Source organism: Sutterella massiliensis, assembly GCF_016899755.1.
GTDB lineage: Bacteria > Pseudomonadota > Gammaproteobacteria > Burkholderiales > Burkholderiaceae_F > Sutterella > Sutterella massiliensis.
The window spans coordinates 1-19,345 of sequence record NZ_JACJJC010000009.1; the positions used below are offsets into that span (position 1 = coordinate 1).

At 51.6% G+C, this 19,345-nt stretch carries 17 protein-coding genes and 2 pseudogenes; 7 read left to right on the forward strand and 12 right to left on the reverse strand.

Features of this window, described 5'->3' with window-relative positions; all coding sequences use genetic code 11:
• Positions 1 to 535 (reverse strand): transposase (locus H6A60_RS06690; RefSeq protein WP_239477637.1); only part of this gene is annotated, 535 nt, incomplete at its 3' end.
• Positions 536 to 724: 189 nt separating this feature from the next.
• Between H6A60_RS06690 and H6A60_RS06695 the strand changes: the two genes are divergently transcribed.
• Genes H6A60_RS06695 through H6A60_RS06705 form a run of 3 tightly spaced genes read left to right on the forward strand, consistent with a single transcriptional unit; the run spans position 725 to position 4,391 of the window.
• Positions 725 to 1,951, forward strand: a complete 1,227-nt coding sequence (locus H6A60_RS06695; protein ID WP_205102644.1) for an ankyrin repeat domain-containing protein — start codon at positions 725 to 727, stop codon at positions 1,949 to 1,951.
• Positions 1,951 to 2,523, forward strand: a complete 573-nt coding sequence (locus H6A60_RS06700) for a hypothetical protein (protein ID WP_205102645.1) — start codon at positions 1,951 to 1,953, stop codon at positions 2,521 to 2,523. Before H6A60_RS06695 ends, H6A60_RS06700 begins: the two co-directional genes overlap by 1 nt.
• A gap of 44 nt (positions 2,524 to 2,567) precedes the next feature.
• On the forward strand, positions 2,568 to 4,391 hold the full coding sequence (locus tag H6A60_RS06705; RefSeq protein ID WP_205102646.1) for a DUF262 domain-containing protein: 1,824 nt from the start codon (positions 2,568 to 2,570) through the stop codon (positions 4,389 to 4,391).
• A 129-nt stretch (positions 4,392 to 4,520) separates the two neighbouring features.
• Here the strand turns inward: H6A60_RS06705 and H6A60_RS13985 are convergent, their stop codons facing one another.
• Both H6A60_RS13985 and H6A60_RS06715 read right to left on the reverse strand, forming a co-directional pair.
• Positions 4,521 to 4,859, reverse strand: a complete 339-nt coding sequence (locus H6A60_RS13985) for a tyrosine-type recombinase/integrase (protein ID WP_205102801.1) — start codon at positions 4,857 to 4,859, stop codon at positions 4,521 to 4,523.
• Positions 4,860 to 4,936: 77 nt separating this feature from the next.
• Entirely contained in the window at positions 4,937 to 5,140 is a 204-nt protein-coding gene (locus H6A60_RS06715; RefSeq protein WP_205102647.1) for a hypothetical protein, read from the reverse strand.
• 38 nt (positions 5,141 to 5,178) lie between these two features.
• Between H6A60_RS06715 and H6A60_RS06720 the strand changes: the two genes are divergently transcribed.
• A complete protein-coding gene (locus tag H6A60_RS06720) occupies positions 5,179 to 5,415 on the forward strand; it encodes a hypothetical protein (protein WP_205102648.1) in 237 nt (78 codons plus the stop codon).
• Positions 5,416 to 5,469: 54 nt separating this feature from the next.
• Here H6A60_RS06720 and H6A60_RS06725 read toward each other — a convergent pair whose 3' ends face one another.
• From H6A60_RS06725 to H6A60_RS06745, 5 genes and pseudogenes are all read right to left on the reverse strand, one after another.
• Positions 5,470 to 5,979 carry a hypothetical protein gene (locus H6A60_RS06725; RefSeq protein WP_205102649.1) on the reverse strand — a complete coding sequence of 170 codons (510 nt, stop codon included), beginning with the start codon at positions 5,977 to 5,979 and terminating at the stop codon, positions 5,470 to 5,472.
• Positions 5,980 to 6,267: 288 nt separating this feature from the next.
• Positions 6,268 to 6,474, reverse strand: a pseudogene (locus tag H6A60_RS13990) (integrase core domain-containing protein); the annotation flags it as partial.
• A 323-nt stretch (positions 6,475 to 6,797) separates the two neighbouring features.
• On the reverse strand, positions 6,798 to 8,723 hold the full coding sequence (locus tag H6A60_RS06735; protein WP_205102650.1) for an IS66 family transposase: 1,926 nt from the start codon (positions 8,721 to 8,723) through the stop codon (positions 6,798 to 6,800).
• A gap of 443 nt (positions 8,724 to 9,166) precedes the next feature.
• Complete coding sequence (gene tnpB, locus H6A60_RS06740; protein WP_205102651.1) at positions 9,167 to 9,514, reverse strand: IS66 family insertion sequence element accessory protein TnpB; 348 nt, start codon at positions 9,512 to 9,514, stop codon at positions 9,167 to 9,169.
• Positions 9,511 to 9,960, reverse strand: coding sequence for a hypothetical protein (locus H6A60_RS06745; protein ID WP_205102652.1), 450 nt, complete (start codon positions 9,958 to 9,960; stop codon positions 9,511 to 9,513). The genes tnpB and H6A60_RS06745 overlap by 4 nt, the downstream gene beginning before the upstream one ends.
• Positions 9,961 to 10,093: 133 nt before the next feature.
• Between H6A60_RS06745 and H6A60_RS06750 the strand changes: the two are divergent.
• Positions 10,094 to 11,611: pseudogene (locus H6A60_RS06750) on the forward strand (flavocytochrome c).
• Positions 11,612 to 11,703: 92 nt separating this feature from the next.
• Here H6A60_RS06750 and H6A60_RS06755 read toward each other — a convergent pair.
• Positions 11,704 to 12,831, reverse strand: coding sequence for a pyridoxal phosphate-dependent aminotransferase (locus tag H6A60_RS06755; RefSeq protein ID WP_205102653.1), 1,128 nt, complete (start codon positions 12,829 to 12,831; stop codon positions 11,704 to 11,706).
• Positions 12,832 to 13,120: 289 nt separating this feature from the next.
• On the opposite strand from H6A60_RS06755, the gene H6A60_RS06760 reads away from it, so the two are divergent.
• The gene (locus tag H6A60_RS06760) at positions 13,121 to 13,384 is read left to right on the forward strand and encodes a hypothetical protein (RefSeq protein ID WP_205102654.1); all 264 of its coding nucleotides are present in this window, start codon (positions 13,121 to 13,123) and stop codon (positions 13,382 to 13,384) included.
• A gap of 91 nt (positions 13,385 to 13,475) precedes the next feature.
• Here H6A60_RS06760 and H6A60_RS06765 read toward each other — a convergent pair whose 3' ends face one another.
• A complete protein-coding gene (locus H6A60_RS06765; RefSeq protein ID WP_205102655.1) occupies positions 13,476 to 14,165 on the reverse strand; it encodes a LexA family protein in 690 nt (229 codons plus the stop codon).
• A gap of 245 nt (positions 14,166 to 14,410) precedes the next feature.
• On the opposite strand from H6A60_RS06765, the gene H6A60_RS06770 reads away from it, so the two are divergent.
• A complete protein-coding gene (locus tag H6A60_RS06770) occupies positions 14,411 to 15,706 on the forward strand; it encodes a Y-family DNA polymerase (RefSeq protein ID WP_205102656.1) in 1,296 nt (431 codons plus the stop codon).
• A 150-nt stretch (positions 15,707 to 15,856) separates the two neighbouring features.
• Here H6A60_RS06770 and H6A60_RS06775 read toward each other — a convergent pair whose 3' ends face one another.
• Both H6A60_RS06775 and H6A60_RS06780 read right to left on the reverse strand, forming a co-directional pair.
• On the reverse strand, positions 15,857 to 16,048 hold the full coding sequence (locus H6A60_RS06775) for a hypothetical protein (RefSeq protein ID WP_205102657.1): 192 nt from the start codon (positions 16,046 to 16,048) through the stop codon (positions 15,857 to 15,859).
• A 56-nt stretch (positions 16,049 to 16,104) separates the two neighbouring features.
• On the reverse strand, positions 16,105 to 19,326 hold the full coding sequence (locus tag H6A60_RS06780) for a DEAD/DEAH box helicase (protein ID WP_205102658.1): 3,222 nt from the start codon (positions 19,324 to 19,326) through the stop codon (positions 16,105 to 16,107).
• Positions 19,327 to 19,345 lie beyond the last annotated feature (19 nt).

Genomic DNA, 19,345 nt, shown 5'->3' on the forward strand with positions numbered 1-19,345 from the left:
CCGGATCGCGCTTCCCGCTGTTGTTCTTCGTAGAGCTCGGCGCTTCGATGAAGCTCGCGTCAACGATTCGCCCTTTACAGAACCTCAAGCCTGCTTGGCTGATACGTTCGTTGATTGTCTTGAAAATTTGCTCGCCAATGTTGTGTTTTTCAAGCAAATGCCGAAACTGGAGGATCGTCGATTCGTCGGGCGTACGATCCGCCATTTCCAAGCCGACAAAGTTGCGTGCCGTGATGTTTTCGTGGAGGAAATCCTCCATCTGCGGATCACTCAAGTTGTATGAGATTTGAAGCAGATGGATGCGAAGCATCAGTTCAAGATCGAACGGCTGGCGCCCCCGATGGCCGCTTTCGAAGTAGAACGGACGGATCAGGCCTAAAAGGTCGCCCCAAGGAACGAGCTCGTCGAGGCGCTCGGTTACGCGCTCCGTGCGCGTTTTCCGAGTTTTTCTACGGAGTTCGAATTTCATGTCCGTAAATGAAAGCTGATGCATAGCTTTATCCAAATCATATTTCCGATAGATCAATTCTATCATATGTATGATTTTTATGCAATTTCGTCGGCCCGTGCAATGAACCTATTCAGGCCGATTTAATCAGAGCATCCTTGTTTTTATTAGATAACTAAACAGCTTGAAATTTGCAAAGTGTTTGTTACGTATTTAGAATTTACAATAGTGATGCAAATCCCAGGCTTAATAACTACTTGATTTGGTAAATTAATTATGTCAGACGTAATTGATAAAAAAGAACTGTGCGACTTTCTTGAGGTAATAAAAAATACTGGCCAGTCCGAAAAGGGAAAATCTCAGACAGAAGCATGTTTTGAAAAAGGCATATTAACAGCGAATCATAAAATTGTTACTCAAGTTTTAAAGGGAAACCCCGAGTTTATCAATAAGCTTATTTCTGATAAAACGCCTTTCGAAATAGCCCTGGAGAAGGGTTACATCAATTTGGCAAAGACGCTAAGTTCCTATGATAATTTTGATTCCGAAATGGAAAATCACGAGGCCTTACTCCTCTGTCTTGTTTACGGACAAACCGAAATGGCTCGTGATTTTGTTTTGAAAGGAGTTAATACAAATCTAAAAAACGGAGACGGTCAAAATCTCATTATGCTTTGCTTAAGCAATGGAGATCTCGAGACAGCTCAAATTTTGTTGGACCACGGAGCAGAAATCGACTCTAAAGACAATAGAGGATGGAGCGCACTGATTCATGAAAGCTTCAAGGGCAATAAAAAGGAAGTAGAGTTCTTAGTTAAAAACGGAGCTTCTGTAAATCTGTGCACACCAGACGGCTGGAATTCTCTCGTTATAGCATTTGCATACGGACACTCAGAAATTGTTGATTTTCTTTTGAACAACGGAGCTTTATTTGGAGAAAAGTTTGCCAAAGGAGCTTTGCTTCAGAGCTATAAAAATAGAAATTTAGAAATCACCACCAAACTCCTAAAGGCTGGCGTCTCTCCTAATTTTTTATACGATTCGAAAATTTCTCTTATTGCACAAGCAGCTAAGGATAACGAATGGGGTTTCGTTAAAGAATACTTATTAAATGGCGCTAACGCTAATGAACAGATTAATAAGGACCTTTACCTTATTTCATTAGCAACAGATAAATGCCAAGCAGAAATTATTAAATTATTGATTGAGAAAGGTGCTTCTATCAATTTTAAGGATGGTTTTTTGGCGCCTATTCATATTGCGTGTTTAAGAAATCGTGCCGATATTGTTCAGTTACTGCTAGACAAAGGAGCATGTATCGAAGCAAAGGATAAAGATGGCGATACTCCGTTAATAATTACATGCCGATACTCGTTCTATTCGTTGGCGAAGTATCTTTTAAGTCGCGGCGCAAATCCTGAACAACGGAATAATGAGTATAAAGATGCCGGTTCCTATTGCTACAATGACGAAATAAAAAAACTCCTTAAAAGGCTTCGCTAATGCCTGATAATTCAGATGTATTTTCAGCCGTTCGGAGAGGATATTCTGAATTCGAGTCCTCGTCTCCGGAAGATATTTGCGAATATTTTAATTCGTTAAATGAAGAATCTTTAAATGGTCATATTAACAATATAAAGGGAATAGTTTTCGAGCAAGAGATTGTAGATTTTTTGAATGAAAATGGAGTTTCGTCAGCTCTATTCGATGCAACAAATCACCCCGACAGTGATATTTTTTTATTTGACGATAGTGAGATTATTTCTGAGTTCCAACTCAAAGCAACCGATTCAGCTCAGTACATTGCTGAGACACTAGAGGAAAACCCAGATATTCCGATTATTGCAACTACTGAGGTTGCTAGTAGTTTCGATAGGAACGAGATGGTCATTGATTCAGGAATTTCTAATGAAGATCTTACTGAGTTTGTGACAGAATCGATTACTGGAGGTGCTACAGAGATTGCACACGATTCGATTTCGGACTCGATAAATGAAAGTATCATAGAAAACGTTGTTGATTTTTCACTGCCAATTCCGTTTTCTCCTTTTTGGCTTCTTGGTTTGCCATTTTAATGAACCTCTGCTTATAATTCAGAAATCCCCATTCGAGGTGAAAAATGATTTACATAGACGACGATCAACAGTTATCCAAAGACGATACTGTATACGGTTTTCTGTCAAAAGCGCAACAGGCCCCCTTTGTTATTCCTGCATTTCAACGTCCCTATTCTTGGGAGATAGATAATGTTGAAAAGCTATTTGAGGATATTTGGACGTTCTCACAAGAAGAGGGTGGTTTTGTCGACCCCAAGAAAAGATATTTTGTTGGTGCTTTCGTCGGCTATTATCAGGAAAACGGACTCGATGGCAAGGTTCTAAATATCGTAGATGGACAACAACGCGTCACCACTTTGTTCCTGCTTCTTAGGTTAATTTACGACTATTTAGAGGATCAAAATTCTGAAACCGCTCAAGAATATCGGAGACTAATTAGACGCGTTATTTGGAAGATTAAGGATGAGCGAAAGCGAGAATATGACTTTAGTTGTCCATTGCTAACTAGTAATGTAATCAATGAAAAGGATGCAGAAGTATTTCGCTCAATTCTCGTAACTGGTGAAACGGCAGATCGTGCAAAAGATAGATACTCTATTAATTATGAGTATTTAAGAAAACTTCTTGAAGAAAAGTTAACAACTGGGACTTTTGATATTCAAGGGTTTTATGAGGCAATTTTAAATCAAACATTCTTTTTACCAGTTATTGCGAGTAATGTCGAAACTGCACTTCGTGTTTTCGATACATTAAATAATCGCGGCATGCCCTTGACAGATGCCGACGTATTTAAGGCTCTGCTCTACAGAAAAGCCTACAAAAAGGCAGCTCAAAGTGAATTTATTGAAAATTGGCAGAACCTTGAAAAAACGGCAGCAGAAGCCGGACTTACCATACAGAATCTCTTTTCTTATCATATGTTTTATTTGAAAGGGATCGATGGTGTCAGTAAAACAGGGAATTCATCGATTCGCTCTTTCTACCTGAATAAATTAAAAAATAGATTAAATGAAACCAATCTTCTCCCTCAATTAAAAGAGATAGCCAATCTTTTTAAATATATAAAGAAACATAATCCCATTGAAGGCCAGGACTGGACTGCAAACTTCGAAATACAGAAAATTTTAGATATTCTCCGCTATTATCCAAATGATTACTGGAAATATCCGGTTATTTGCTTTTACTTGTCAAACAAAGAAAAGGTTGACTTTGAAGAGGAATTTTTAAGTTTCATTAAACGTCTTCTCTCAGTGATTGTACAGCGCTATTTGTTGAAGCCTTATGTAAGCGATATTAAAAGCTTTACTATGAATATCAACGCAGCTGCGTGCAAAGGAAAAGTAAGAGAATTTGAATGGTGTAATTATTTACCTAAACCTCGAGAAGTTGAAGAGGCCATTGCTCTCCCTCATTATAAACTATTTCCTCTTCTGTTACGTATCGTGGCTTATGCGGATGAAGAGCAAAATACCATTCTTCCGAATGGCTTAGAGATTGAACATATTCTTCCGAAGGACTGGAAAGGTATCGAATCCGAGCCGATGGAAACTATCGTAGCGAATTTGGAACATTTAGGAAATAAGATGCTTCTTGAAAAGGTTCCGAATATAAAAGCTTCAAATCAATGGTTTAAGCTTAAGAAGGCTGAATATGCGAAATCGGAACTGGCAAGTGCTCGTGCGATGGCAACACTGCCTATAGATAGCTGGACTACCAATCAAATAATAGAACGTGACAGTCGACTCAAGAGTTTGTTAATGAAGTTCTTTGATGGTTGCTTTTATGAGCCAGAGGTTAATGATAACGAAACGTTAACGATTGATATTTCGAAGTTGTCACCTGAACAATTGACAACCTTGAAAGCACAACTTGCAGCTTTGAAATAATTTGAGTTAATCCTTTCGAATTATACAGACCGTAAAACGGTCTGTATAATTCGGGGTATGATAATATGAATGCATTAAATAAGAATATATTTGCGTAAATTTCTTTAGTAATAACGTTGATTTTATTTTCTAAATTCTAATTTTTGGGTCATTATTTTTTAATCCTTTTCGCAGCACCGATCGTACCGAGCAATCGTTTGCATGGCCCATAGCTCGCTGGACCTTTACCAGGGCGTTTCCATCTTCAATCAGTCGTGTTGCAAAAGTCCTTCGCAGATCATGGGGGGGCGCTCCCTTTTGTCTTGCAATACTCAAACGTTCTTTTAGAATCAATGTAATTGCGGACTCGGAAAGAGGCTTCTCGACCATGATGTGACCGCCTCTGAAAATGCGACTAAACAATGGGCTTGGTTGTTTGCTGCGGATTTTCAGCCATTCGTTAAGGCATTCGTTCGCAACATCCGGCAGATAACGGTTCGTTCTTTATTCCCTTTGCCGATCAAGCTGATGGCTCTTTCTTCACAATCCAAATCGTCAAGATTCAGTCAGCACACTTCATCGCGGCGCAGTCCGCAGCCGAGCATGAGTGTGAGTACCGCTCGATCCCGCTCATCGACGACAGGATGCTGGCCGCGGTGACAGGAAAGAAGGCGGGAACTTTCCTCCATTGTCAGGCACCGGCCTTTGGGCAAGCGGTAGCTGCGTCGGGACTTGATTGCCTTGCTTCTCTGCAGCGTGTCGCTCGTCATGAGCCCTTCGTTCCACGCCTGGAAAACGACGCCTTTCAATGCCGCCAAATGTCGGCGTAACGACCCAAAAAGACGCTCTCCGTTGTCTTGGCGATCCAATTCAAGTTCAGCAATCTGCTCTGAATAATGGGCGCGAACGTTTTGTCTGGTTCTATACCGGAACCAAAGCATCAATGGTTGGCGCCACCAATCAAACCAAGCGTGTATCTTTGATTTTCGAAGCAGACGGAAAACTCCTCTTGATCGAAGATCGACAGGGTACTGACGCCGAATAATAAAAGGGGGTGTTGCTAAAGTCAGCTTTGGACTTTTGCGGCCCCCTTTTTGTTTTAACGACTGATACCCAGATGTTTGCAAATTCCATCGAGCATATCTACAGCATCGGGACGCAAAAGATCACCGTCGCCACTCAACTTAATTTGGCGAACCTTTTCTAAAATTTCTCGCCCAATCTGACGTATCGAATCTTCTGTCGGTTGCTCATCTTCACGAATGCGAACTGTTGAACACCACGATTTGATGCTCACGCCATCAACCACGATGTCGCTCTTGGTGCGAGCAACCATCGCGCTTGGTTGACGAACAATGCCTGCGATGTCTGCGTATCGAACCTGCGCGCCAGAAACAATCAAACCAACCAGAAACTCACGATCGTCAATGGGAATTGGGAAATATTTGGCGTCGTTCCCGTCTTGCCCACACTCCACCTTTTTCATTTTCTTCCAGTAGTAGCGATACACATTGCCTTTAAAGATGGCTGGCGACCATACGGGACTCATTCTGTCTTTTTCTTCGTCCAAGGGCTTGACGACGTAGATGGAAAGATCAAATTTTGCCATTTTTCCTCCTAGCATTCGCTAACATAAGAAAATTTTGTATACATCCCTGCTTCTATTTTTTAGTCGCAAGGCTTCATATAACAGTCATTACGCCCAACAACGCATGTTTTATTGAGCATTGGCTTCTGGTCAAAGCGTATCAGATGCCTGTTGCGTTTTTAGAGAATTAAAGGCTCCGTCTGGTAAACAGGCAATTCGCCAAATTACGAGACGGGGTTTTGGAGGAGGTCGGGTGGGGTGGTGCGCGAAATCCGGATTTGTTAAGCCGGTGAGATAGGCGTGGAGCGCTTAAGCGCTAGGCTTGACGGACTTGCTCGTTGCCAAGTCCTCTTCATATTCAAGCGGCGTCTTCATTGCAATGGAGGAATGAGGACGGACGTGATTATAGACATGGATCCAGTGACCTCGGCGGCGACAGCTGCTTCGTGGCCCAAACCTTTTCCAGCCAATGAGTATCTCGCGCTTTAGCGAGATCCAAATCGACTCGCCGGGCGCGTTGTCCCAGCAGGCTCATCGACGGCCGCATGTTCAGCTGAGCCAGGCGGCCCTGAAACTTCTGAGAGCAGTACTGCGAACCTCGATCCGAGTGCACAATCGTGCCGGTCACGGAAAGCCTCTCCTGTTGCGGGTCTGCACAGCCATGTCAAGGGCCTCCAAGATGAGCTCCGTTGTCATCTTCGTGAGCTTCTTAAAACTGAGGGCAAGCAAAATTTCCCAGATAAAGAGAGAGGCGCTGAGCAATCAGCGCCTCTCTCTTTATCTGCTTGCGGTCGAGCATGCGGTCTCGCCGCTCAAGGCGATAGCCTTGAGCGGTCCGGTTACGATACTGCCGCTTGCTGCCTTTTTCGAGCCATGTATGCCGAGGGTTCCCATTCGTGTGCGGGGAATGAGGCTATGTCCTTCGGATCAAACTGGAAGCGCCTCGTTAAATCAAGGCCTCCTTCCGCGCGTCGGTTCAGCATGGCGTCCACGCAGTGCGAATAGATTGCCCGTCCGTACTCGTTGAGCCATTGTGTCGGGCGTTCAATGCCGTTGAGCTTGGCTGTAACGAAAAGCGTAAACCAATCGCACATGCTCTCCATATACTCCTGCGATTGCTTGAAACTGCTGCTGTTTCGCAACACGCATATCGGTCTCAGGCTTCTCTCCGCAGCAGAAGAATCCGGCGTTACGTTCGCGTTCTCAAGGAAGACTCGGAAATTCTCCCGGCCGTTCATGTAATAAACGATCGGCTTGGAATACGGCGACTCCAGTTTCGCCTCCCACGTACTTCCTTTCTTGACGGCGTACTTTTCCGCAAGCTTCCGCATGATGGTGTCAATGTTGTCCATCAGCGGCAGGGCATGCTCCTTGCGGCATTCCTCCACTCGCGTCTTCCAGGCGGCCGCCTCTTCGTCCTCGATTGGCTTGAGTGTCATTTCCCAGTCGTAGATCTTCGAGATTGCATCCGTAACCAGCGTCAGATAGTACGCAGGCGAACTCTCGACGAGCGCCTCACGCAGCTTGCCTTTGTTCTTCGGATTCGAAACGCTTTTTCCCATGTTGGCCAGGTCCAGCGCGTCGTAAACGACGCGCGTGAGGTGAGCCAGACAAGACTGTCGCTTGATTGTCGCCGTACTGTTTCGAATGACGGTTCCGTAACCGGCGTATGCATCGGTGATGTACGTCGTGGCTTTGTAGTCCTTCAGCACACTTTCCAGCGAATCGGCGCTTCTGCTCTGCAATCGATTGAAAGCGGCGAATTGGTACGACGCCGATGCCGGACTCGTCATCGTCAGCAAATAGGCTTGCTTGGCAGCATCATCGTCCGCCAGCTTCTTCTTGCTCATTCCCGCTTGCTGCAGGCAGCTGAACGGTGTCTCGTCGACACAGATTACGTCTTCCTGCTGCGCTTTCGCTTTGATGGCATCGACAAGCGGGCGGCCGAGGCCGCTGTTGATCCAGTCGTGCATATTCCGAGGAATCGTCTCCGGACTCATTGAGCTTGCGCCCGTATTGAGAATATCGTTGAGGCGATTCATCGGCACGCCGTGAGTAAAGAGGCGGGCGCTTTCAAACAGCAATTCCTGCGATACAGTGCGGGTCGGGCCTGCCGGTATCGGAAGATCCTCCGGCAGGTGCATGTGATATTTGCCGCAGGCATTGCATTGGAAAACGGGATTATCCAGGAAGGCGCTCTGCAGGAGCTTATCCAAGCTTGCGATGCAGGTTCTCACGAAAGCCTTCGGTCCCTTGACTGCAATCAGCCCCGCTTGCGCTCTGCAATGCGGGCAAGCGCACGCATCGGTGCGCACTTCGCTTTTGAGCGTAGGAGCGGTTGCGCGACTCGGATCCGCCTGCTTGCCAAGCAGCGGCTTCTTCTCGTTCGGACATGCCGGTGTCTGTGCCGCAGCGATCTGCGCTGCAGCCTTGAGCATTTCGTTTTCCGGGTGCAGCTCTGCTTCGCTGATGGCGGCTTGCCCGACAACGTCTTTGATTTTCCCGCTTTTCCTGTTGTTGTCCTGAATGCAACGTTTTGTCTTGAGCATCTGCTCAACGGCACGCTTCTGAGTCAGCTGTGAGAGCTGTTTGGCTTCGGCTGCCGCCTTCTGGGCCTGTTCGACAGTCTGCGCGAGCGGGCCGTCGTATTTTTCGAAGCTTTTCTCGAAGTGCTTGTGCAAACTTGGTATGCCGCGCAACTCTGTCATTGCCAGAGTGCTCTCGGCAACGAGCGTTTGCAGAACATCAACGTCACGATTGGCCAAGCCGCTGAGATGGTCTCTGAGCCAAACCACCGTCCTTGCGAGCACGCTGTACGCAAAATGCACGGCCGTTTGGAGGCATTCGAGCTCAGAATACGCAACGCAATTGTTGCGGCGCTCTTTGTCGAGTCCGCTTTCAGCGCTTCAATCTGCGCTTGGAGTTCCTTGATCGTGATGTTCTGCGTAAGTTTGCTGGGCATGATTGATTGGTATTGAGCGATGCGGCGAGGATGAATTTTATCAAGTGTCTCGAAAAAATTCTGTTTTAAATCAGTCGGTTACATCGATTTAGGAGCGCCGTGGCGACGTTGCGGCTGTCGGATGCCGGCGGGGTCGTCTCAGTCGAACAGCAGCGCCTGAAGCCCCTACAAAAGTCCCGTACAGGTATTTAAAACTACCTTCTGAAACCGAGAAATTTGCGGCTTTTTCCTTCGATTTGATGCAGATTAGAACCCGTACTTTTCTGCTCGAACAGGTACTGCACTTCCATTTAGAAAAGCCCAAACATCGTCCGGCGTAAGGTCCAAAACCTCCTGCGTTCGGAGAAGTTGCTCGAATCGGGCGAACTTCTGTTTGTGAAGTCGCCGAGTCAACAGCCATGCCCCTTTCTCGTCGGACCAAATGAGTTTGGCGATGCCTCTTTTTTTGGAGACGAAAATACCGACTTCCCTGCCGGTATCGGGATCAATGAACAAACACGCCTGCGCGAAACGCGAGAGAGATGCATAGCCGCAACGCATGTCGACCGGCGCCAGGACGAGGGTAATGCGGCGAGAACCGATGTCAAACATCATGCAGCTCCCCCGCAGGCAACGAGCATCTGCATGGCGAGCAGTTCCGGCGACTTTGTCTCGAAGCTGATTTCCGTTCCGTTGGGCAGCTTCATTCGGAAATCTCGTTTAAGTCCGTCGGCGGCATAGAGCCTGCGGTCGCCCTTGGACGTCATGCAGGACAAATCTTGTGCAAGTTGGCCAACTTGACCAATTTGTGGCTCTTTTGAGGACACTGCGCCGGCAACGCAGACATTCCCGCCGATCTGACGAATCGGAATCGGATCGTCGAATCCGTCCGGCGGATTCGGGATTATTTGCTCGAGTCGCTGAAATCGCTTGTAGTAGGTGTACACACAGGGCAGGCGGCCGTCGTCGGAAAACTCGACGAGGTGTTTGCGATAGAACTCGATTTTGGTGAGCCCGCTCCTAAGATAAGTTGCATGAGCGTGTTTCCAGGCGATTGCCATGTCGAACCTCCGAAAAGATTCCCACAGCGTATCGGCTGGGCGGTATTTGCGTTTTAAGTTATAGGAAGCTCACGACTCTGTCGTCCTCTTTGGATGATAGAGCAAATGTAACTGCTCAAAAAGGGAGCTCACCATGACTTCGTCGTTCAATCGTCGCGACTTTCTTCATTCCGCCGGCCTGATCGGTCTTGCGACCGGCTTTTCGTCCGTTGCGCACGCCGCGCCTGCGGCAGAACTGCCCAAATGGGACGAGTCCGTCGACATTCTGGTTGTCGGCTCCGGCTTCGCGGGCCTTGCGGCTGCTTACGAAGCCAAAAAGGCCGGTGCCGATGTCCTCGTTCTTGAAAAGATGCAGACTCCGGGCGGCAATTCGGTTATTTGCGGCGGCGACATGTGCGCTGTGGGAACGCCGCAGTAGCTTTCGCACAACATCAAGGATTCGCCGGAAGATCTGGAGCGCGACATTCTCGTGAACGGTCTTTACCTCAACGATCCCGGCAAGGTGCGTTTTCTCGCTCAGCATGCCAAGAGCAATTACGTCTGGACTGTAAACGAACTCAAGGTCGAATGGGTCGACGGTATCGGCATGGAAGGCGGTCACTCGCATCCGCGCTCGCACACGACGAAGCAGGGCTCGGGGGCGGGCATTGTCACCAAGCAGCTCGCGCGGCTCCAGGAGATGGGCGTCAAGCCGAGAACCCGCTGCTTCGTTGACGAAATTGTTCGCGATGCAAGCGGTCGCGTTCGCGGACTCAAGGTCTACGAAGGGTACCGTTTCCCCAAGTTCGGTACGGGGCGCGTCAAGTACATCGAAGCGAAGAAGGCCGTCATTCTCTGTCACGGCGGCTTCAGCGCCGACGTTGCGTACCGCATGCTTCAGGATCCGAAGCTTACCGACAAGTTCCAGACGACCAATCAGCCCGGCGCGACTTCCGAGCTTTGGCGCGAGGCGAGCCGCATCGGGGCGCTGGAGGTGCAGAACGACTGGATCCAGTGCACGCCTTGGAACAACGCGATTGAAAAGGGTATGGGCGTGAGCTGGTCGTTCGCACAGTATGTTGCCGGTGAATTCGGCGTGTGGGTAACGACGAAGGGCGAGCGTTTCGTCAACGAAAATGCCAATCGAAAGGTTCGAGCAGATGCCATCTTGGTCGAGCAGGGTAAAGGTCTGCGCTGCATCGCCGTCGCCAATCTCGCTGCCGGTGCCGCGCTTGCTGAACGTCGCCCCGGTTTTGTCGAGAAATGCGTCAAGGACGGTCTTGTCAAGCAGTCCGATACGCTCGAAGCCATCGCATCCGCTTTCGGCATTGATGCGGCTGCGCTTAAGAAGACGATTGAAACGTACAACGAAGGCGTTAAGGCCGGCAAAGACGCTCTCGGCAAAGACGTGAGTCGTGTCAAACCCATGACCGAGGGGCCCTGGCTCGCCATGGAAATGTCCCCCCGTATTCACCACTGTATGGGCGGCATCGTGACGAATCTGCGCTGCGAGGTTATCGATGTCAAGACGCTCAAGCCGATTCCGGGGCTTTATGCGGCTGGTGAAGCAACTTCGGGTGTGCACGGTGCCGTTCGTATGGGTACGAACGCGATTTTTGATTGTCTCGTTTTCGAGCGCGTCGCAGGGCTGTCGGCGGTTAAAGCGGCATAAGCGCTTGTAAGCAAAAGAGCACGGAGGGCCGAAAGCATTTCGCTTGCGGCCCTCTGCGTGCTTTGATTTACCTTAGTCAGCTGCCGAATTTTTCAGACCCAGCCCTTCTTGCGGAAGTCGCGCATCACGGCGGCGATGCGGCGCATGTCGTCGGGCATCGCGAGCGAGAGACGGCACCAGCCGTCGGCTGGCGGGAAGGGACGGCCGACGAGAATGCCTTCGGCCTTCATGCGGTCGGCAAAAGCGGCAAGCGGGGCCTTGAGGTTGAAGAAGACGAAGTTCGTTTCGCTCGGGAGGTGTTCGAGCTTGAGTTCGTCGAGGACGTCAACGAGGACCTTCTTGGCTTCCTTGTTCGTATTCTTCGAAAGCGCAATGAATTCTTGGTCGTTGAGTTCTGCGAGCGCAGCTTCGATCGCCGGGACGTTCATGAAGATGTCGTAGGCGATGTGTTCGTGCACGCGTTTGGCGGTTTCGGGGTGTGCGTAGGCGTAGCCGAGACGCAGACCCGCCATCCCGAAAAGCTTCGAGAAGGTCTTCAAAACGATGACGTTCTTGAGGCCTTCGGCGACAAGCGTTGCCGTCGAAACGAAGCGCTTGTCCTCAACAAATTCGCCGTAGGCTTCGTCAACAAGGAAGAGGACGCCCGGTTCCGCACGGATCCAGTCGTTCAGGGGCTTCGAGTCGACGATCGTGCCCGTCGGGTTGTTCGGGTTCACGAAGTAGACGATGGACTTCCCCTTGTGGGCCTTCACGGCGGCCTTCATGGCGTCAATGTCGATCGACCAGTTCGGGCCCATCTTTACTTTCGTCACCTTCATCTTGTTGCGAACGGCGCACATCTCGCCGTCGCTGTAGGTGAGTTCGGGGATGACGAGCTGGACGCCCGGTTCGTTGAAGGCTTCGATCGACGCACGGATCGCTTCGGCCGAACCCTGCGAAAGCGTGATGTTTTCGGGCTTGCCGCCGATAAAGTCTGCGCAGGCCTTGCGCAGCGTTTCAACGCGAACGAACGGATAACGATTGCAGTTGGCAGCGGACGCCGCGACGGCTTCGCGGGCCTTTTGGCTCAGGCCAAGCGGATTTTCATTGAAGCTTGCGATAATGGGGCCGTTGGCGGGGGCGCTCGGTGCAGGGGCGGCGTTGGCCATGCGGGCGGGAGCGGCGGCAGCGGCGGCCGTGCCGAGCGCTGCGGAAATAAGCGTGCGTCGCGAAATGTTCATGATCGTTCCTCTTTCGTTATCCGTTGCTTGGGGCATTCTGTTGCGGTACCCCACTGAATTAATATTGCATCGCATGTGCGTGCTCGAGCGACGCAGGCAGTATTAAAAGCTCACCTTGTTGCTTGAGTGCAGTCGCTGTCGGGCGAAGTCCCTACGGTATTTATCCGAGAGGAGTGAGCTGATTGGACTAGACCGATTAGGGCGTTGCTTCTCTTCAGGATCTCAACGTATGCACGAATGCTTTTCTCCGCTTTCTTCTCACCTGCCATCATTTCGAGTTGCTGCTTTTTTGCTCGCGCTTCTGCCGACGGTTGTTTCAATCGCTTCTGCAGCAGCGCTATCCGATGACTTTGAAGAAAGCGAATTCTCTGGGCGTGAGCGTGCCGGCGTCATGAGCGAGTACATCACGCCGGAATGTGAAACGATTCGAGACCTGAGCTTTGACGGCTACTACGACAGTGAGGGAGAAAGCAGTTCTGAGAACGGCATGGAGGAGTTCATCTCGCCTGAGTGCGAAGACTGCGAGGACGTGCGGGAGGATTATTACGATTGAAGTGAAGCAGAAACTGCATCTGGAAGAACGGTGCCGGCGAAGTGTTGGGATCTCACCGGCACAGGAAAGAAGAATTGAATTGGTCTTTCGATCAGCTCGCACCGCCCGTTTTTCGGAACCGGCGGATCGATGAGATCACGACACCTTCGATGTTGAAGTCGTCATAAGGGGTCGGATAGATGACGGGGTAGCCCGCTGCCGCATTTTCCGGGTGAAGCTCGGGTTTGCCGTCCGTGTAGCGCAGGCGTTTGATCGTGAAGTCGCCGTGGAGGTACGCGAGCACGATGTCGCCCGCACGCGCTTCTACGGCGCGGTCTACGGCGAGGATGTCGCCTTCGAAAATACCGGAGTCAATCATCGAGTCGCCGGCCGCCCGCACGAGAATCGTCGCGTCGGCGTGGCGAACAACCAGGTCGAAGATCGAGATTTCTTCGGCCGAGTAATCAAGGGCGGGCGAGGGGAAGCCGCACTGCGCGGACATGAGGTCAGGCGATTCGATCGTACGGTCGTGCTCGACGACGGGCCTCACGAATTCGGCTTCGTTGATCGGATCGAACCCGAGGGGCAGGGCCTTGTTGTTGGCAGCCCGAGGCGCGAGCGCACGGTCGACGAGGTCGCGCACGAAGCTGCTGCCGCCTTTCTCGCGGCAGAACTCGTAGACCTCGGGCTTGACGCGAATCGTGATGCGCTTCGTGAGGGTATCGGTCTCCTTGGGGCGGCCTGCGCCCGGACGAGCGCCACCCCAGTTCGGGGACGGATTGTGAGTGATTGAACGTGACATAAACGATGGTTCTGCTGCGCGAAAACCGGTGTTTTCACACAGGGCCTTCATAGAGTTCAAATGCTGTCGCCCAGCCCAATTTACTTGATTGGCTGCCGCAATTCAAGATGATTGGAGACGGACGGCGAAAAGGTATCTCTGATTAACACGGGGCACTTTGAAAGTGCGACTGACGTTGATAGGCATAGACTTTGTCATAATGGCTGTCATAATTCAAGTTGAAATACGTCAGTCAACCTAAAGCCATGCCGATCATCATGCACATCGACGGAAATTCGTTTTACTGCAGCGCAGAGCGTGTTTTTCGTCCCGAACTCCGCAAAAAGCCCGTTGTGGTCCTGAGCAACAACGACGGCTGCGTCGTTGCGCTCACGAAGGAAGCCAAGGCGCTTGGGCTGAAGCGCGGTACGCCGTACTTCAAAGTACGCGGCCTCTGCAAAGCCAAGGGCGTTGCGGTGCTCTCGTCCAATTACGAGCTCTATCAGTCGATGTCCGGGCGCTTTCAGCGCACCGTCGCCGACATGGTGCCGCGCATGGAGTCCTATTCGATCGACGAAGTCTTCTGCGACCTCACCGGCATCGCAGACAAGGAGCCCGAGAAACTCACGGAACTCGCGCAAGCCGTTCGCGCACGCGTGCTCAAGTGGACGGGAATCCCGACCTGTGCGGGTATTGCGCCCACGAAGACGCTCGCGAAGCTCTGCGACCATTTCGCGAAAACCTTTCCCGTCTACGGCGGCGTCGTCAATTGGCTGGCGCTTTCACCCGCTCGTCGGGAAAAGGCGCTTGCAATTACGCCCGTCAAGGAAATCTGGGGCATCGGCGGGCGGACGCGGGAAAAGCTCGAAGGGATGCGCATTCGGACGGCGCTTGATTTCACACGGATGAATCCGTACGTCGTGCGGCGGCACTTCGGCGTGACGCTTGAGCGGACGCTGCGGGAAATGAATGGGGTTGCCTGCTTGCCGTTTGAAGAAAACGCCAGGGCGCGTCAGCAGATTTTGCGCTCGAGAAGTTTCGCAAAGCCCTGTTCGGACCTGGCAGCCATCGTCACTGCAGCTTCGGTTCACATGACGGAGGCCGTGCGTACGCTGCGCCGCCAGAAGTGTGCAGCGAAGACCGTAGGCGTTCTTTTTCACACGGATCCTTTCCGTCAGGACCTGCCGCAATACGGGTGTACGCCTGCGAAGGCACTTGAAATCCCGAGCGCGGACATTCTGACGCTCACGAGCGCAGCGGTTGAACTTGTCAACACTTGGTGGCGGCCGGGGTTTGAATACAAGAAGGCGGGCGTCTACCTCACGGACCTCGTGCCCGCAGGCGAAACCTTCATGCCCGAAACGCTCTTTTGCAGCGAGGATCCGGAAAAGCTCGAGCGGCGAGAACGGGTGCAGTGCGCGATCGACGAGCTCGCTCGGCGATTTGGGAAGAACATTGTTGTGCCGGCCTCAACAAAACTTGCGGCCGGCTGGGAGATGAAGCGCGACTTGCTCTCGCCCTGCTGTACGACGCGCATTGAGGATATCTTGGCGGTGTCTTGAGATCGGAAGAGTCTCAGTGAGCTCTCAGCGCATTTTCTCCTCTGAATGTGGCCGATACAACAGGCTCGCCGTGTTCGCGTTCGGTTTTTCGACGTTGGGCCCCACTCACTCAGGATGCTCGTTCAGAAGTTTTTCAACGAAAGCGTGGTCTTACGCCGAAAGGTCCAAAGGCGGGTGAGGCTTATTGCGCTCGGCAGCTTCAAGGACGGCAAGTGCACACTCATGCACCGCCATGGCGGCAAATTCATGAATGGATAGCCCAAGGTGCTTCGCTGCCTTTGCAACAACAGCGTAGGCAGTTGGGCTCAATACGATTTCAAGCGTATTCTCGAAAGTCGACATCGTTGGGTTTCTCTTCAAGATATGGGGCACGAGCAGGCATATCGGCGGAATGCGCTTCAGAGAGTGGTTGCTTCTGAAGCTCTCGAATCATCAGCTTGTCCGAACACGGCCTTCATAAGTTCTGCTTCGTCTGCATCGCTATAAGTCGGCATGAGAACATTGCGGCTCATTTCACGTTTGTTCGTGAGGAATCGATCCAAAATAGCGTCAAAAGATGAATCGGATGCAACGTTTGTACCGTCATAGACAGCAAGCGGAATGTGTACGAAAACCTTCGGCGCTTTCTGCCCGATGCGGTAGACGCGGTCGCTGGCTTGATCTTCGACGGCCGGGTTCCACCAGCGTTCAAGGTGGATCACGTGGTTTGCGGCGGTGAGCGTAATGCCGGTACTCGCTGCTCGGATTGAGAGCACGAGCACGTCAAAACCCGGCGCGCTGTTCTGGAAGCGATTCACGACAGCCTGTCGAGCCGGTCCAGACATGCTGCCGTAGATCGCATCAGGTAGCTCTTCAAGTCCGTAGCGCACGCGAATAGCTCGCGCGATGGCGTGAAGGACTGCGAGACGATTGACGAAAACGATTGCCTTCTCGCCTTTGGCCTTGATGTCGTCAAGGATCTGGAAGAACGCTGTGAGACGAGCGGAACTACGAATAACGTCGTCTGTGATCTCAAGGTCGTCGTCGATTACCTCAGGCAGAAGGGAAATGCTTGCAAGCTGATGAAGAGCGCGGAGAGCATCACCTTTCTTGCCGCTTTTCTTGAGGCGCAGCGCTTCACTGTAGGCGTTGTGTTGCTCGGGCGGCATGCTGACAGGAAGAACGTGGACTTCCTTCTCGGGGAGCGCTTTGAGTCGCTCGGTCTTGAGGCGGCGCAGCATTAGTTTCACTGGCGTTTTGTCTTTGGTGGGAAAGTCACCGGTGAGCCACTTGTGGAGCGTGCGGCCCGCTTCAAGCGGATTTTCACAGCGAACAAAACGCGTGGAAAATTCGGCGAGCGACCCCATGCAGCCCGGCACAACCGCGTCGAGAATCGACCAAAGGTCCGTGAGCGAGTTCTCAACGGGCGTCCCCGTGAGTGCCAACACAAAATTCGACTTAAGCGACTTCGCCGTTTCCGTAAGAAGTGCTGTGGGCGTCTTGATGCGCTGCGCTTCGTCAAAGACGATGAGCCCCCACTGGATGCCCAAGAAAAGTTCGATCTTGTCGCGCATCGTCTCATAGGATGCAACTGCCCAAGTGTGGCTTTCGATCTCGGTCTTGCGCTCGGAAACCGGACGCGAGAGGAGTTCCTTGGCGTGTTGGCTCGTTAGAACGAGAGGAGGAGGGAAGCTACCGTCAAAATAGCTTTTGGCCTCCTGTACCCAGTTCCGAACGAGGCCGGCCGGTGCAACGACGAGCGCGGGCGCCGGGTCGTCCCCTTCCGCGCGACCCTGATGGTCGGCGATCCACTTCAGAAACGAGAGACATTGGAAAGTTTTCCCGAGTCCCATGTCGTCGGCCAAAAGAGCCCCTGGAATACCGCGCTGCCAGAGGTCCTGCAGCCAGTCGAGTGCTTCTCGCTGGTGAGGAAGGAGGGCAAAACCCGGCGCAAAGCCCGCAACCTCTGGCGAGTAGGCCGGGCGCGGCTTGATTTCGGCAAGGTAGTTAAGCTGTTCGATGTTGTCGGAGATGATGGGACCAAAACGAACTTCGGGTACCGAATTTTCGTCTTGCTTCTTATCCTTCTTTTCAGGGCGTTCGTTCTCATCATCTCGATCGCGCAGCGCTTCATCCGGTTGTACTTCAGCAGCGGGCGAAACTTCTTCGAGGAAGCTTTTGAGGGCTTCAATGTCGATCTCGTCGATTTCGAACTCAGTACCCTCAAAAGCGACATGAGAATTGCCGCAGCGGCGCGCTTCATCGATCTTCTTCAAGAGCGACTTGACGCTTTCGGTCGTCACGGGGAATGGCTTCCCGGCGATCGTCATGACGTAGTGCGCTTCGCCATCGCCAAACCAGTTTGTCTTGATGGGCGTGACAAACCCGCAGTGTTTCGGCGACCAAGGGCCAAAAGCAGAAACACGCTGCGAGAGGAATTCGGGGGTTTCGAAGAAAACGCGCCCGAGACGGTCTTCCCAATCGGCCGCCTGTCCCGACGTCGAATCGTTTTCGAGCACATCGAGTAACGCCTTACGCGGGTTGGCGGCAAAAGCGGCACGCTCTTTGGGCGAACCCTTTGACTTCTCTGCAATTACCGACAGTACGGAACGAACTTCTCGTGTGAGGAGGAGGTATGTGCCGTTGCCGAGCGAAAACGTCTTCGGAAGCGTCTTCGATTTGCTGACGAGAATGCGCAGATCGCGAGTCTGTCTCGGTGTGAGAAGCGATTTGAACTTACGCTCTTCCCCTTCAGCTTTGTATTCGGGACGAAGAATGACGGGCTGGATCTCACCCGTTTCCGGATCAAGTTCAATTGAAAGTTGATTCGCTGTAAGAAGCCGCATGCGGCCAGCAGCCGAGGCTGCGCCCGGGATGCCCGTTGCGCGGAGGATCTCGGATGCAGACGCGAAGGCAATACGCCGATCGTTCTGCTCGGCGGATGCCGACACTGATACGCTGTTGCAGTTGCTTACAGCATCAAGTGCCATGAAGATCGAGGGCGAAAGCAAGTGCGTGGTGCGCGAGCGCTTGAAGAGCATGCCTTCGAGAGTCCCGAAAACTGCGCGGTCTTCACGGCGGACGGTAACCTTAAAGGTGAAGTCCTTTTCCCCAGGGATGCCGCGCTGCTCTATATCGAGCGAAAGAGAGCCGTCGGGCGAAAGCCTGAGCGCATGGATGTCGCTTTCAGCGAGCCCTGCGAGCACGATATCCGGGACCGTGAGTGTTTTTCTCGCGTCGTCGAGCATTGCGAGGTCGTTAGCGAGGCGTTCGCCGAGCTTTTGAATGGTTCCCCAGGTCGCTTGAGGTGCAAAGCGGGCCCAGTCTTCAAAGACAGGAACGTCGCCTCGCTCGTTTTGAAGCTGGAGCTGAAGAGCCCAGGCGCAATGCGTCTGTTGGCAAAACTTTTCGTAAAGCGACGGTTCGTTCTCGGCGGCCGCATTGCCGTCAATGCGCTCCCCAACATCATCGAAAAGCGCCTCGCCCTCTGCTTGAGTACGAATCAGAAGCTTGCGCTTTATGGCTTCAAGCGCCTCGTCGTTCAGCTTCGAGTGCCCTGTGATGACGAAGTGGAAGTCGTTGGTGACGCTTGGCTTTGCGGGCTGCTCTTCTTTGCGATGCCCGAAAAAAGAGAAAAACATGAACGGTCTCCGGTTTGGC